The sequence below is a fragment of the Lacticaseibacillus zhaodongensis genome, assembly GCF_009687905.1.
Classification (GTDB): Bacteria; Bacillota; Bacilli; order Lactobacillales; family Lactobacillaceae; genus Lacticaseibacillus; species Lacticaseibacillus zhaodongensis.
The window spans coordinates 20,293-35,233 of record NZ_BLBG01000006.1 but is presented as its reverse complement, the minus strand read 5'-3'; the positions used below and the strand labels follow the sequence as shown (position 1 = coordinate 35,233).

Below are 14,941 nucleotides of genomic sequence, written 5' to 3'. Positions count from 1 at the left end.
TAGTAAATATAGGTAATGGGGACCCCCGGAGTTGGATAGAACAATCTGGCTTGGGGGGTTCTTCTTATATGCTAGGTAATCCCGAATTCAGAAAGATGGTGGCAAAATGGCCGCATTTATGAATACATTAGTTAGTCGGCGGAGTGATCTGCTCCAGGCGATTGGCCAACATCTGAGCATTTCCATGATTGCGCTCCTCATCGCGATGCTGATTGCGATGCCATTGGCGTACTGGACCCAGTCGCGGCCCAAAACCGCGAATATAATTTTGCAAGCGGCGAGTGTCCTTCAGACCATTCCGTCCTTGGCCTTGCTCGGGCTGCTGATTCCCTTCGTGGGGATTGGGACTGTGCCGGCCGTCATCGCGCTGGTGGTTTACGCGGTGCTGCCCATTTATCAGAATACTTACTTGGGCTTGCACAATATTGATCCGGACCTGGATGAAGCGGCCGATGCGTTTGGCATGAGCCGCACCCGCAAGTTGATCAAGGTCCAGTTGCCGCTTGCAGCTTCGACAATTCTTGGCGGGATCCGCACCGCGCTGGTCATGATTATTGGCACGGCAACCTTAGCCGCTTTGATTGGTGCGGGCGGTTTGGGTTCGTTTATCCTGCTGGGTATTGACCGGAACGATACCTCATTGATTTTAATCGGGGCCATCTCGTCCGCAGCCTTAGCCCTGATTTTGAGTGGCTTAGTTTCGTGGCTGTCGCACCACCACTGGCAGTGGACCGCTTCATTAGTGGCACTGCTCGTCATTGGCGGCGGGGGCACTGCGCTTTATGGGCAAATGAATCATGACGAGACCATCACGATTGCCGGCAAAATGGGTAGTGAACCGGACATCCTCATCAACATGTATAAGGACTTGATCGAGCAGGATGATCCGCACATCCACGTGCAGCTCAAGGAGAATTTTGGCAAAACCAGCTTTCTCTTCTCGGCTCTGAAGAACGGCTCGATTGACATCTATCCTGAGTTCAGCGGTACGGTGCTGGAAAGTCTGGTTAAATTACCGGCAGGACAGCTGCGCACGCACCGGACCGCGGCGCAGACTTCTTCCCAGGCGACTAGGCTCTTGCAAGAACAGGACCAAATGCGGCTGCTGCAGCCGATGCGTTACGACAACACCTACGCGCTGGCGGTGACCAAGTCTTTTGCTAAGGCCAACCACCTGCGGACAATCAGTGACCTGGCGCGGGTGCAGGATAAGCTGCACGGCGGCTTCACCCTGGAATTCATTGACCGCCAGGATGGGCTCAAGGGCATCAAGAAGACTTACGGGCTGACGATTCCTAACCGTAGTTTCGAACCAGCGCTGCGCTACACCGCGATCCACAACGGTAAGGTCAACATTGTGGATGCGTATTCCACGGACAGTGAGCTGCGCCAGTACAACTTGCAGGTGCTACGGGACGACAAGCAGATGTTCCCGTCGTACCGCGGCGCACCGCTGATGAAGGATGACTTCGCCAAAAAGCACCCGCAAATCGTGCGTAGTTTGAACAAGCTCGCCGGCCACATTACTTCCAGCGAAATGAGCGAGATGAACTATGAAGTCAATGTGAAGCAGGAAAGCACGGCCAAAGTGGCGCGGAACTACCTTGAAAAACACGGTTTGCTCAGGAAGGGGGCGCGGTGATGACTGAAAGTGAAGCAGCAGTTAGTTTCAAACACGTCAGTAAGGCTTTTGCGGGCGGCACGGTTATCAGCGACCTGAACCTCGACATTCCGGCGCACGGGATTTTCGTCCTGGTTGGGCCCTCCGGCAGCGGCAAAACCACCACGCTCAAAATGATCAACGGCCTCGTTGTGCCGACCGGCGGGGATGTCTATTACGCTGGCAAACGGGTTAAGGACTATGATTTGCAGCAATTGCGCTGGCGGATCGGTTACGTCCTGCAAACAGGCGCCCTCTTTCCCAACATGACGGTTGCGCAAAATATTGCCGTTATTCCCGAGATGAAGCACGTCGCGCCCGCCGAAATTAAACGGACTGGGGATGAACTCTTGGCGGCCGTGGACCTGCCGGCTGCCGACTATGCCGCCCGGTATCCGAGCGACCTGTCCGGTGGTGAGGCGCAGCGGGTCGGAATTGTGCGCGCCCTGGCGGCTGACCCACCCACTATTTTGATGGATGAGCCCTTCAGCGCGCTGGACCCATTGTCCCGGCGCCAGCTGCAGGACTTGTTACTGAGCCTGCAGGCCAAGCTGCACAAGACGATTATTTTCGTCACCCACGACATGAATGAAGCACTCAAAATGGGCGACCACATTGCCATCATGCATGAGGGTCGGATTCAGCAGGTCGGCACGCCGGAAGAAATTAAACAAAGCCCCGCTAACCAGTTCGTGGCGGACTTCTTCGCCGGCGCGGGGAAGGCGGATCCACTTAGCGCCGAGTTTGAGGACGTGGTCGCCGCCGGTTTGGCTGCGCGCATTCAGGAGCTGCCGGCTGCCGGCAAGTTCATTGCGGGCAAGACCGCACTGGACGCTGGCGTCGAGCAACTGGCCGCGGCCGGCCAAGTATACGTGCAGTGTGCTGATGGTGATTATGTCGTCACGGCCGGTGCGGTCCTGCAATACATTGCACGCGCTCGGGCACAGGACGATAATGGGAACTAAGCCACACGAGTAAGCGTTTTTGCACATGTGGACAAGGACTGGAGGTTATGAGGATGAAGGATGATTACGACACCTTAATTATTGGCGGGGGTCCCGGCGGGCTCGCCGCCGCGTACACTTTGCAGCCGAGCCAAAAGCTCATGGTGATCGAAGGCAACCTGTGGGGCGGCACCTGCCCCAACTTTGGCTGTGACCCCAAGAAGATGCTGTATGGGGTCGTCGAGAACCGGCGCCAGGCCCAGAATTACGGCGGTAAGGGCATCGCGGCCGCACCAAAGGTTAACTGGCCGGACATGATGGCCTTCAAGCACAGTTATACCGACAAGGTGCCAACTGGGACCGAGGTTGGCCTTGAGGGCAGTGGCATCGAGCACCGGCATGGCCAAGCCGAGTTTGTTGATGCGCACACGGTGCGGGTTGGGGATGAGCAGATCAGCGCCCAAAACATCATCATTGCGACCGGTGCGCACCCTGCTAAACCGGATGTTGCCGGCGCTGACCTGCTGGAAACGAGCACCAACTTCCTGAACCTACCGGACTTACCAGCAGAAATTGGCTTTATTGGTGGTGGTTACGTCGCAATTGAACTGGCCAACATTGCGGTGCTCGCCGGTAGTAGGGTGCACATTATCCAGCACAACGAGCGGATTCTGCGCGGGTTCCCAGAGGAGTACAGCACCATCGTTGCCAAGCAGCTGGCCGCTAAGGGCGTCCAGTTCCACTGGAACACTAGCGTTAACAGTGTGACCAAGGACGATGCGGGCGGCGTGACGGCCTTAACTGATGCTGGCACCGAACTCCATTTTGACCACCTTTACGCCGCAACCGGCCGGCCAGCGAACATTGATGGTTTGAATTTGGCTGCCGCCGGGATCGCCAGCGAGCGCGGCGGCATTACGGTCGACGAGAACCTGCGCACGACCGCGGCTAATGTTTACGCCGTGGGGGACGTGGTTGCCCGCAAAATTCCGAAGCTCACGCCCGTGGCCGGATTAGAAGGGCGCTACGTCGCGCGGGTTATCCAGGGGGACAAGGATCCAATCGTTTACCCACCGATCCCGCACGTGGTCTTTGCGGGGCCAGAGCTCGCCGAAGTTGGCGTCGACCTGAGCACTGCGGAGCGCCAGTCTGGCAAGTACGAAGTGACGACGCAGGACGTTGGCAGCTGGTACACTTACCAGCGCCTTGCCGATAAGGACGCGCGCGTCACGACCATCACCGACCGCAAGAGTGGCCAACTGGTGGGCGCAGTTGTCCTAGCTGCTGACGCCGAGGAGTTGATCAATTACCTCACCGCCTTGATTACTGCCAAGGCCCCAGCCACTGCGTTAAGCAAGTGGGTGCCGGCATATCCAAGTGTTGCGAGTGACCTCGGGTACTTTTATAACTAAACTGTTAAGTTAATATTTACGCCACGCTGGCGGGTTGGGAATGCACTTATTTCCCGACTCGCCAGTTTGCGTCTTTGTTAAAAGCCCCACAAACTCTGAAAGCATGCTATGATGGAAAGCGTAACCATTTCGGAGGAGGAGTTTATTAATGGCCACGATCCACGATGTCGCCCGCATATCGGGTTATTCACTGGGGACAGTGTCAAACGTTATCAACCATCCAGACAGTGTCGCAGCGACCACCAGGGCTAAGATCGAAGCCGTGATGGCCAGTTTAGACTACACCCCAAACGCGCTTGCCCGCAGTTTGTCCCTTGGCCGCAGCCGGAACATTGGGGTGGTGCTGCCGAACAGTCACCACCCGTATTTTGCATACATATTGAACGGCATTACGGAAGCAGCGTTTCCAACTGGCTACCGGGTCACCCTCCTGCCCACGAATTATGATGTCGGTTTGGAATTACGCTACCTGCACGAGTTCCAGCAAAAGGCTTATGCCGCGCTAATTTTCACTTCCCGGCAGATGCCACTGAAAGAGCTGGAAGTTTACAGTAAGTGCGGGCAAATCGTCTGCTGCGAGAACGTTGGTGATGAGCCGCTTTCCGCCGCGTATTCGGACCGCATGCCGACTTATGAGGCCGCCTTTCGCTGGATTTGGGAGCACGGCTATCGCGAGGTCGCCATTTTGGCGCAGCGGGCCCCGGACGTGAGCGAAACCACGCGGGATATGCTGCGCGCCTACAAAATGGTGTTCGGCCGCGACTTAGGGCAGCAACGTCTGCGTCTGGGTATCACCAGTCAGACCGATGGCTATGACGCTGCGTGTTTCCTGCAGACGACCGATCCCAAGGTGGATTTTGTGCTCGCCAATGGGGATGATATTGCCGCAGGAGTATTGCTGGCGTACCGAGCGTGGGGAAAGGGAATTCCTGGTATAATGGGGACCGAGAACCAGCTGTCGAGTCGGCTACTCAACTTTCCGACTATTAACCACCACCTCGAAACATTGGGGCACATCGCCTTTTCACTCGCGATTCGGCCGGGTGTGCGGCACCAGTTGGTCAAATCTGATTTTATTGTGAGGAATTAAAGTATGTCTGCAAATAAGCTAGTTGTTTTTGATATTGACGGGACTTTGGTCAATCGAGCCAAGCACATTCTGCCGAGCAGTCTGGCCGCCATTAAGCAGCTCCAGCAGCAAGGGGTGCACGTTGCCATCGCGACCGGCCGTAATTATCAGATGGCCAAAGCTGTGATCCAAGCCGCTGGAATTCATGATTACGTCCTGTGCACCGGCTCGGCAGTCTACATCGACGACCAAGTCCGGGCGCGGCGGACGCTTGATCGCAAAGAGATTGCGGACCTGAACCTCTTCACGCGCAGCATTGGCACCAACTTTTTAGCCGAGGCGACTAGTGGCCTCTACGCTGACCACTTGCCTGATCCAGTCATGGAGCAGCTGATGGCCGAATGCAAAACCACTGCGGTGGCGCGCCCCGGTTACGCGCTGACAAACCCGATCGTGCAGGGCCTGGCACTGTTGACGTCCGCGCAGGAGGCCCAGGTGCCACGTTACCAGCACCTGCGTTTCAAGCGTTTCGGACCGGCCGGTGTCGATGTGCTGCCCGCGGATGGTTCCAAGGCGCGCGGCATCAAGCGCCTGGCTGATGAGCTGGACGTTCAGCAGCAAAATATTGTTGCGTTTGGCGACAACCAGAACGATAAGGAGATGCTGCGGGCGGCCGGCATTGGTATCGCCATGGGCCACGCCGATGCCGACGTGCGGGCGGCCGCCGACTGGGTCACCGCGGATTCCGAGAGCGATGGCATCGAGCTGGGCTTGCGGCACATTGGTTGGCTCAAATAACTACGAATGATGAAAGGCTTAAGTTTTGCTGGTTGGCGAAATTTAAGCTTTTTTCTTTTCCACGGATTTACAGAAAAGTTAGTGCCCGTGTTGACAGCAAATTACTGAGCCCGATTATTTTTTACGACAGTAGCGCGGTTGGTAGCGGCACCACGATTATTGTTCGGATTGTCCCTCTTGATAATTTCAGAAAAGGCGCGTAATTTTGATTTAATACGTTTTTATCAATCAATCAAATTGCGGGAATTAACCTTGCCGCGATTACATCATAAAAAAGGGGCACATCATGGATCACTTTTTCCAACTTGAGGCCAATCACACCACGCGTGGACGTGAGGTGGTTGCCGGTTTAACGACCTTCTTTGCAATGTCGTACATTCTTTTCGTTGCACCGCAAACCTTGTCCCAGACGGGGATGCCCACGCAAGCAGTTTTCCTCGCAACCATCATCGCCAGCGTCACCGGGACGCTGATCATGGGCCTGTTCGCTAACGTGCCGTACGCGCTGGGACCAGGACTCGGGCTGAACGCCTTCTTCACTTATACCGTTGTTGGCGCACTGGGTTTCACCTGGCAGGAAGCACTTGCCCTAGTTTTCCTGTGCGGGGTCATCAACATTCTAATTACCGTGACCAAAATCCGGAAGTTGATTATTGTGGCGATTCCCGAAGTCATGCAGCACGCAATCAGTGGTGGGATCGGGGTGTTTGTTGCTTACATCGGGCTGAAAAGCGCCGGTTTTTTGCAGTTTACTTCTAATGCTTCTAGTATTCTGAGCATTAATGGTGGTTCGCCGGCAGCTCACAGCTTCAACCACGGCATTGATTCCATCGTTAGTGGGGGCGGCATCACGCCCGCCTTGGTCAACTTCACTCGTCCGGGGGCAATCGTGGCGCTGCTTGGGCTGCTGCTCATGGCCGTGCTCGTGGTTAAAAAGGTGCCAGGTTCCGTGCTGATCGGAATTGTCGTAACAACACTGATCGGAATTCCTTTTGGGGTAACCAACTTGCACCTGTCAGCTGCTAATTCCCTGGGAAGTGCCATCAATCAGCTCGGAACGACTTTTGGTGCGGCCTTTTCTGCCAAGGGTTTCGGCAGCCTGTTCACCGACCCGCATCATATTTTGCTATCGGTCATCACAATTTTTGCCTTTAGTTTCTCCGATATTTTTGATACGCTGGGGACCTTCATCGGGACTGGGCGCCGGACCGGCATCTTCACAAATGCGGACATGCAGTCCATGGAACATGGGGCCGGCTTCTCGTCCAAAATGGACCGGGCGCTCTTCTCTGACGCGATTGCTACCGGGGTGGGTGCGCTCTTTGGTACCAGTAACATCACCGTCTTCGTTGAATCTGCGACCGGGATTGCTGCGGGGGGCCGGACCGGTTTGACCGCCGTTGTCGTTGCCATCTGCTTCCTCTTCTCCTCACTGCTGGCGCCAGTTATTGCCATCGTGCCGAGTGAGGCCGTTGCGCCAGCCCTGATCATGGTTGGGGTCATGATGATGTCCAGCTTCAAAGAAATTGATTGGGATGACATGTCCGAAGCCATTCCGGCCTTCATGGCGTCCATCGTCATGGGCCTGGTTTACAATATTTCTTACGGGATTGCGGCCGGCTTTATCTTCTACTGCCTGATCAAGCTCGTCACCGGTAAGGCTAAGGACGTCCACCCGGTACTCTGGGTCGTGACCGCCGGCTTCATTCTGGACTTCGTGTTCATGGCGCTGATTTAATTCCGCTCTGGTTGAGCAACACGAGAAAGGTGTTAACTACGCATGCAGCAGACAAATATTATTTTGGATTCAGACCCAGGGATTGATGATGCAGTTGCTTTTGCCATGGCTGCGGCTAGCCGGGAGCAACTGAACCTAATGGAAATCACCGCCGTCTCCGGCAATCAGAGCAGCGCCCGCGTCAGTCGCAACGCGTTGCGGCTCAGCAGTTTGCTCGGCTTGGAGGACGTCCCGGTCGTGCGGGGAGCAACTGAGCCCTTGATCAAGCCGGTCAGTGCCGCCGCGGACTTCCACGGTGAGTCCGGCTTAGGGGATTATGTTGCCCCCGCAACCAGCAAGCCACTTGCAGCGCCGAACGGGATTCTATTCATGCGCAACCAGATCATGGCCCTGCCGGCGGGGGAGCAAGTGACCCTCGTGCCAACCGGGCCGATGACGGATATTGCCCTTTTGCTCAAAACCTTCCCCGAGGTCCAGTCACGCATTGAGCAAATCGTGTTCATGGGCGGCTCCAGTATTGGTGGTAACACCTCAGACGTCGCTGAGTTCAACGTGTGGGCCGATCCGGAAGCGGCGCAGATCGTTCTCCACAGCGGGCTGCCCTGTGTAATGTGTGGTCTAGACATCACCCTGCAGTGTGGCTTGACCAAAAAGCAGATTGCCACCTTGCTCGCCAGTGCGGACCCAATCCTGAACGCGTACGGCCAGATGCTCAGCTTCTACGCCCACGTTCCGGGCCAAGAGGATGTCGATCTGGTCGCAATTCACGACGCGACGACAATTATCTACCTCACTAATCCAGAACTGTTTGGCGGTAAGTACGTCACGATTGACGTCGACTGCAGTGATGGCGCAGGCCGGGGCGAGACGATTTGTAAGGACGCGGCGGTGGATGATGACGATGCGGTCTACTTGCTGAATACAGTGCAGCTGGCTGCGTTCCAGAAGGTGCTGCTCGGCAAGCTTGACGCGCTGGCAGCAACTAAGTAAACGACATTGAAGCTGCCCCATCCTGTTGCGTTAAGACAGGGTGGGGCAGTTGGTGTATCTTATGTTGCTTGTTAGCTGCCGGGTGGTGGACCCAGCTACTCCCGCTGCTGCCCGGGACTGCTCCATGCACAGGGTCGCGTTCAAGCCTGGGGAAGGTCACCCAGTCTTGCCGCTAAGCTGGCGGCCAACGCTCGCCTCCGGCTCACCTTGTTGTCCGTGCGCTTCCCCCAATAATTGACGGCAAGCCACTTGCAAAAACGGCAAGTGTCTAGCAGTCAATTATTGCGATGGCATGGAGCAGTCCCGGGCCTCCGCTCCGTATCTGGCTCCACCACCCTCTGGTGACTATTTAACTGTAATTAGACAACTACTGCTACTAATGGTTTCGCGTAATGAGCATGACAATTAACGACTAAGTAGGGTTGAACGTGCTTCTTCCGGGAGCGGAACTGGCGGTAGTGACCATGCTGAAACGAATATTGGAGGCAGTAGTCTTGTGGGCTTTACAAGGCTACTGCCTCCAATATTCGGGGATAGCGGAGAGACCGCTCAGAAAGATTAAAGTAGTTCTGCAAGTTTATCGATAATGCTGGAAAAACACGGCGGGCTCGTAGCTAAGGCGGAAGACTTGACCCGGGTTTGCCGGAGCTCTTAGCGCTTCAGCGGTTAGAGTTTCCGGACATCGGAGAGGTCAAGCCTGGAACCGTGCCCCAGCATGCCTGTCTGTCACTATCGACAGTGAAGCGGGAGGAAGGGGCGCGGTCAACCCGGCAGTGAACCACCACCCGGCAGCTAATGCTCCATTTGCTATTTTGCAATCAATGTATTAACTTAGATAACCAAATGGAGCCGTCATAATGTATATACATAAGTCAAAGCAACGAAAGGCAGAACAATCATGAGCGCAGACAAGGAATACGAACGTATGCTAGCCGGTAAGCTGTACGTCACCGACCGCATCAAGGACGTCAATCGCGAAATTCCCGGCAAGTTGCTGGTGCAGAAAATCAACCAGCTACCGGCCGACCATGTTGATGAAATCATGCAACTCGAGCAGCAGGTGTTCCACGGTGTAGGCGACAACGTGTTCGTGCAGCCACCTTTTGAGGTCGATTACGGTAGCCACATTCGGGTCGGTGCCAACTTTTATTGTAATGTTAACGCGATCTTCCTCGATACGAGCTGGATCACCATTGGTAACAACGTGAAGATTGGCCCGCGGGTTAATCTGCTGACGGCAGGGCACCCAATTGACGCCGCCGTGCGCGTCTCACTGCTGGAATTCGCCGAACCAATTGCCATTGGGGATAACACTTGGCTTGGGGGTAATGTCACCGTGCTGCCTGGTGTGACAATCGGCAGTAACAGCGTGATTGGTGCCGGGGCGGTGGTGACTAAGGATATTCCGTCTGGAGTCGTGGCCGTTGGGAACCCGGCACGAGTTTTACGTAAGATCGATGCTGCTGATCGACAGCGCTGGGCACGCGAAGCAGCTGAATATGAGCAGGCCCGGGCCCGAGAGACAGACTAAACGGGAAAATAACGGATGGTATTTGAACTAACCATCAACTTATTTTGATTTTATGCGTAAATGCCAGCCATTCTAGATAAAAAATTGCTATACTTAGAATGAAATATTTTATCATAAATGCTGACCGCTATTTTGCAAGAATGATTCAGTTTTGGTGAATACTCTTTGCGAATACTGGGGTGCAACGGTTCGCAGTGTAGTTATTGGGGGGCTCAAAATTGATGAACATGAACATGGACGCCGTTCCCAAGAGCGGGTCGAGTACTGATCCGCTCAGTTTGGCTATGTGGTTGGCCCAAATGCTGATCACTTGGATGTTTGCTACCGGCTTCATTACATATTATCAGCGTGCGTGGCATAGAGCGTACGAAAAGTACCGGCGGAACCGGCTCGTGAGCTATGCGCTGCGTGCAGGAATGTTGGTGATTGGCATTGCTGTCGGCATCGGGATGCACATGGTCGGCTGGATGGTGTTCACCGATGCGACCGGCTTGATGTTTCACAATCTAGGTTTATTCGTACTCACACTGACCTTACTGGATAAGGACAGTTCCATTTTTGAATACCTAATCAGAGTGGTGGCGGTACTTGAGGTCTGGATGATGCACCACGCGGGCTACTATGATCGCCCTCAATTCTGGATCTCACTCGCTGCACTGGGTCTTTCCGTAATCATTTTCCGGCTGTTCAGCGACCGGATTCGTAACCATGTTGGCCCGCACATTCTTGCTTACGGCTTCGTGGGGGTCGCGTTCTGGACCATGTTGCCGAAATATTCGGCGGGGCTGCACATGACGCCAATGATTGCGATTCAGGCGCTGGCGATGTACATGGGCATGACGATTGTGACCGCGATTTTCCTGCGCAACGAACATGTGGAAGAAAAGCGCATCGCCGCGGTTGCCCAAGAGGCCCATTTTGATACGCTCACCAATGCCAAAAGTTACGCGGTTTACCGCCAAGATATTGAATCCAAGTTTGATGAAGCTCAGCGCAACCACACTCCATTATCATTAGCGGTCATTGATATTGATCACTTCAAGCAGGTCAACGACCACTATGGCCATCTGGCTGGTGATGAGGTTCTGCGGGGCGTCTCCGGAACGCTAGAAGACGTCCTCCAAAAGTCGCCCTATGACCTGCAGCTGTATCGAGCCGGTGGGGAAGAATTCAACGTGGTGCTGCCCGGACTCACGGCGCAGCAGAGCAAGCCGATCATGCTCGCCTGCTGGAAAGCGATTCGGACGCGGCACTTTAAAGCTGCGGCTGAAGATGTCGTTGCGACGATTTCAATTGGGGTCGCGGAGTTGCAAGATGATGATGAGAAGTTCGACGCGCTATACGCCCGGGCGGACGACAGCCTCTATCAGAGTAAGCATTTTGGCCGCGATGCCATTACCATCACCGGTGAAACGATTGATGTTAAAAAGGAGCGGCGGGTTTACGCGACCAGTACGCTTTACACCCAGCACGTGATGGACGTACTGCAGAACCCGCCACTTTTGGTACACAACGAAATTCTGATTGCTGACTATGATTACGGTAAAGACCGCTGGAATTTTAACGAGCGCTTCGTGATTCCAATTAGCACCCAGCTGCGGTTTATCCATAAAGTGCTAGCCGTTTCCCCGTGCCCAAACATTACGATTAGTCTGTCGCCCCGGCAATTCCGCGAACCGGACACGCCGCAGCTAATTGGGGCGTTCATGCTCAAGAAAAAGAAACTGCGGCGGTTAGTCATCGGGCTGCACGACCTGCCTGAACCGGCCGAGATGTCCCGACTGATGAATGAGTACCGCCGCTTTAACGTTGCGATTGAGTACACCGTTGGCAAAGCCGATGCGGAAATCAATACTGTGCGGCTGCTGGCACCATATCTTGATGGCATCAAGTTCAGCTTGGCGGACCTGCGGCGAGACTACAGTGATGACGTAATCGTGCAGCGGATGCAGGATTGGGCGGGGATTGCCCACAGCGTTGATGCAGATTTGATCGTTAGTGGCGTTGAAAATCAGCACGATGTTGATTTCGTCAAACACGAGTTGCACGTTCGCTACGCCCAGGGTTATTACTTTGACCGGCCTGAATTACCGCGCTTTAGCTAAGCAGTCCGGAAGTTGGTGCGAAGTGGCCCATAAAAGCAGTATAATGAGGGGAATCTAATAAGTACTGGAGGCAATTTTAATGAGCGCGAAGACACATTTGTACGATTTGTTTCAGCCCGAACACTACGATCTCTACCTGGATATTGACCGGGCGAAAAAACAGATCAGTGGGAAGACGACAATCACGGGTGAGGCAAAAGCCAAGTCAATTGCCGTGAACCAGAAATATTTGACAATTAATTCTGTGCAGGTCGCAGGGGCAGACGTGCCATTTACCGTTGACGATGCCGCCGAAGCGGTCCGCATCGACTTGCCCGCGGCTGGTAAGGTCACCCTGACCATTGATTACGCCGCCAAGTTGACCGATACCATGATGGGAATTTACCCGTCATACTACCAGCTCAATGGCGAACAGAAGCAAATTGTCGGGACCCAGTTTGAAACGACTGCCGCCCGCCAGGCTTTCCCGGGCGTTGATGAACCTGAAGCTAAGGCCACTTTTGACCTTGCCCTCAAGTTCGATGAGCATTCGGGTGAAACAGTAATCGCCAACATGCCTGAGCTCCGGGCCGAAAACGGCGTGCACTACTTTGACACCACTAAGCGCATGTCCACCTACTTGGTTGCCTTTGCGTTCGGTGAATTGCAGAGTAAGCTCACCACGACTAAGAGTGGGGTGCAGATCGGCGTGTTCGCAACTAAGGCGCACAAAGCCAATGAGCTTGATTTTGCCCTAGATATTGCCAAGCGCTCCATTGAGTTCTACGAGGACTTCTACCAGACGCCATACCCACTGCCACACTCATACCAACTCGCCTTGCCAGACTTCTCTGCCGGCGCGATGGAGAACTGGGGCCTAGTTACTTACCGGGAGGCATACCTGACGCTCGACCCGGACAACAGCTCCCTTGCTACCAAGCAGCAAGTTGCGACCGTGATTGCCCACGAACTGGCCCACCAGTGGTTCGGTGACTTGGTAACCATGAAGTGGTGGGACAACCTCTGGCTCAACGAAAGTTTCGCCAACATGATGGAATACGTCGCTGTTGACGCTTTGCAGCCAGACTGGAAGATTTGGGAATTGTTCCAGACTGCTGAAGCATCCAGTGCTTTGCAGCGGGACGCTACCGATGGTGTGCAGTCCGTGCACGTGCAAGTTGAAGATCCAGCTGAAATCGACTCAATTTTTGACGGTGCCATTGTCTACGCTAAGGGTGCCCGGATGCTCGTTATGGCGCGGGCCCTCGTTGGCGACGAAGCACTGCGGAAGGGGCTCAAGGCTTACTTCGCAGCGCACAAGTACCACAACGCAACTGGTGATGATTTGTGGTCCGCGCTGAGCGATGCTTCTGGCATTGATGTCGGTGCCATCATGCACTCCTGGTTGGAGCAGCCTGGATACCCAGTTGTATCCGCAACGGTTGCCGCAGACGGTCAGCTGCAGCTCAAGCAGCAGCAGTTCTTCATTGGGGCCGGCAAGGAAGTCGGCCGCAAGTGGCAGATTCCGCTCAACAGTAATTACAAGGACGTGCCAGCCATCATGCGTGACGAGACAGTGACACTGGGCGATTACAAGCAGCTGCGCAGTGCCAATGGTCAGCCGTTCCGGCTCAACGATGGTAACAACTCGCACTTCATTGTGAAGTACGATCAGGACTTGCTCGCTGACATTTTGCAAAATGGCGCTTTGAATCCCATCACGAAGCTGCAGTTGCTCCAAGACCAGCGGCTGCTCGCTGAAGGCAGTCAGATTCCTTACGCCAACTTGGTACCCCTGTTGCCAAAGTTCAAGGATGATGAGGACGCAGTGGTTGGCGATGCAGTCTACACTGTCGCCGGTAACCTACGCAAGTTCGTTGATCCAGACTCTGAAGCAGAAGCAAACCTGCGCAAGTTCTACGATCAGCTCAGCGCTAAGCAGTTGACCCGTCTCGGCTGGTTGCAAAAGCCTGGCGAGAGCAACGATGACCAGTTGCTGAGACCTGACATTCTTGGCGCGGCTCTGTACGCCAAGAACAAGGACGCGGTTGCCGCGGCCCACGAGCTCTTCATGTCGAACGCCAGCAACCTTGCCGCACTGCCCGCTGACATTCGCGCGCTCGTGCTGAAGAACGAGGTCGAGAACCTTGGCGATAAGGAACTGGTTACCGAATTGCTGAAGCAGTACCGGCAGACGGCGGACGCTAGCTACAAGGCTGGTTTGGCCGCGGCCATCACCAGCACCACGGATCCTGACATTGTTAAGCAGCTAGTTGGACTGTTTGAAGATGCTGGCACCGTTAAGCCGCAAGACTTGCGCTCTTGGTTCCGCGGTTTGCTGAACAACAAAGCTGGTCAGCAGGCAGCTTGGGACTGGATCCGCAGTGATTGGCAGTGGCTTGAAGACACTGTCGGCGGCGACATGGAATTCCCAACCTTCATCACGGTTATCGCCGGGATTTTCCGGACCCCAGAACGTTTGGCTGAGTTCAAGGAATTCTTTGAACCAAAGCTGCAGACGCCAGGTTTGACCCGTGAAATCACCATGGACACCAAGGTCATCGAGACCCGGGTCGCACTGGTTGCGAGCCAGGCGGACGGAGTTAACAAAGCGGTTGCTGAAGCGATTGCTGACTAAGCAGGTAGCTGCAAAATTAATCTAAATCAAAAACGCGCCGCAAGCACTAGTTGTAATTACCATTTGGTAGTTGCAAC

Annotated in this window: 10 protein-coding genes; all 10 read left to right on the top strand. The window is 54.7% G+C overall.

From position 1 onward, the window contains the following. Window positions 1-106: 106 nt before the first annotated feature. The 10 genes from GN107_RS05935 (at window position 107) to GN107_RS05890 (ending at window position 14,864) form a co-directional block, all read left to right on the top strand. Complete coding sequence (locus tag GN107_RS05935; RefSeq protein WP_155287131.1) at window positions 107-1,642, top strand: ABC transporter permease/substrate-binding protein; 1,536 nt, start codon at window positions 107-109, stop codon at window positions 1,640-1,642. Next, the gene (locus GN107_RS05930) at window positions 1,642-2,625 is read left to right on the top strand and encodes an ATP-binding cassette domain-containing protein (protein WP_155287132.1); all 984 of its coding nucleotides are present in this window, start codon (window positions 1,642-1,644) and stop codon (window positions 2,623-2,625) included. Before GN107_RS05935 ends, GN107_RS05930 begins: the two co-directional genes overlap by 1 nt. Window positions 2,626-2,678: 53 nt before the next feature. Beyond that, window positions 2,679-4,016, top strand: coding sequence for a dihydrolipoyl dehydrogenase family protein (locus tag GN107_RS05925; protein WP_155287133.1), 1,338 nt, complete (start codon window positions 2,679-2,681; stop codon window positions 4,014-4,016). Between the two features lie 148 nt (window positions 4,017-4,164). Next, the gene (locus GN107_RS05920; protein ID WP_155287134.1) at window positions 4,165-5,106 is read left to right on the top strand and encodes a LacI family DNA-binding transcriptional regulator; all 942 of its coding nucleotides are present in this window, start codon (window positions 4,165-4,167) and stop codon (window positions 5,104-5,106) included. A 3-nt stretch (window positions 5,107-5,109) separates the two neighbouring features. Next, window positions 5,110-5,883, top strand: coding sequence for a Cof-type HAD-IIB family hydrolase (locus GN107_RS05915; RefSeq protein ID WP_155287135.1), 774 nt, complete (start codon window positions 5,110-5,112; stop codon window positions 5,881-5,883). Between the two features lie 286 nt (window positions 5,884-6,169). Further along, complete coding sequence (locus GN107_RS05910) at window positions 6,170-7,621, top strand: NCS2 family permease (RefSeq protein WP_155287136.1); 1,452 nt, start codon at window positions 6,170-6,172, stop codon at window positions 7,619-7,621. A 42-nt stretch (window positions 7,622-7,663) separates the two neighbouring features. After that, complete coding sequence (locus tag GN107_RS05905; RefSeq protein WP_155287137.1) at window positions 7,664-8,611, top strand: nucleoside hydrolase; 948 nt, start codon at window positions 7,664-7,666, stop codon at window positions 8,609-8,611. 898 nt (window positions 8,612-9,509) lie between these two features. After that, window positions 9,510-10,142 (top strand): sugar O-acetyltransferase, encoded by a 633-nt coding sequence (locus tag GN107_RS05900; RefSeq protein WP_155287138.1) that lies wholly within the window; start codon window positions 9,510-9,512, stop codon window positions 10,140-10,142. A gap of 221 nt (window positions 10,143-10,363) precedes the next feature. Next, window positions 10,364-12,247 carry a sensor domain-containing diguanylate cyclase gene (locus tag GN107_RS11470; protein WP_155287139.1) on the top strand — a complete coding sequence of 628 codons (1,884 nt, stop codon included), beginning with the start codon at window positions 10,364-10,366 and terminating at the stop codon, window positions 12,245-12,247. 79 nt (window positions 12,248-12,326) lie between these two features. Next, a complete protein-coding gene (locus GN107_RS05890; protein WP_155287140.1) occupies window positions 12,327-14,864 on the top strand; it encodes a M1 family metallopeptidase in 2,538 nt (845 codons plus the stop codon). The last annotated feature ends 77 nt before the right edge of the window (window positions 14,865-14,941 follow it).

Excerpts from the sequence above, each read along its gene's own strand:
- GN107_RS05900 (WP_155287138.1), top strand. The coding sequence starts at position 9,510 with ATGAGCGCAGACAAGGAATACGAACGTATGCTAGCCGGTAAGCTGTAC.
- GN107_RS05910 (WP_155287136.1), top strand. The coding sequence starts at position 6,170 with ATGGATCACTTTTTCCAACTTGAGGCCAATCACACCACGCGTGGACGT.
- GN107_RS05890 (WP_155287140.1), top strand. The coding sequence starts at position 12,327 with ATGAGCGCGAAGACACATTTGTACGATTTGTTTCAGCCCGAACACTAC.
- GN107_RS05915 (WP_155287135.1), top strand. The coding sequence starts at position 5,110 with ATGTCTGCAAATAAGCTAGTTGTTTTTGATATTGACGGGACTTTGGTC.
- GN107_RS11470 (WP_155287139.1), top strand. The coding sequence starts at position 10,364 with ATGAACATGAACATGGACGCCGTTCCCAAGAGCGGGTCGAGTACTGAT.
- GN107_RS05930 (WP_155287132.1), top strand. The coding sequence starts at position 1,642 with ATGACTGAAAGTGAAGCAGCAGTTAGTTTCAAACACGTCAGTAAGGCT.
- GN107_RS05905 (WP_155287137.1), top strand. The coding sequence starts at position 7,664 with ATGCAGCAGACAAATATTATTTTGGATTCAGACCCAGGGATTGATGAT.
- GN107_RS05935 (WP_155287131.1), top strand. The coding sequence starts at position 107 with ATGGCCGCATTTATGAATACATTAGTTAGTCGGCGGAGTGATCTGCTC.
- GN107_RS05925 (WP_155287133.1), top strand. The coding sequence starts at position 2,679 with ATGAAGGATGATTACGACACCTTAATTATTGGCGGGGGTCCCGGCGGG.
- GN107_RS05920 (WP_155287134.1), top strand. The coding sequence starts at position 4,165 with ATGGCCACGATCCACGATGTCGCCCGCATATCGGGTTATTCACTGGGG.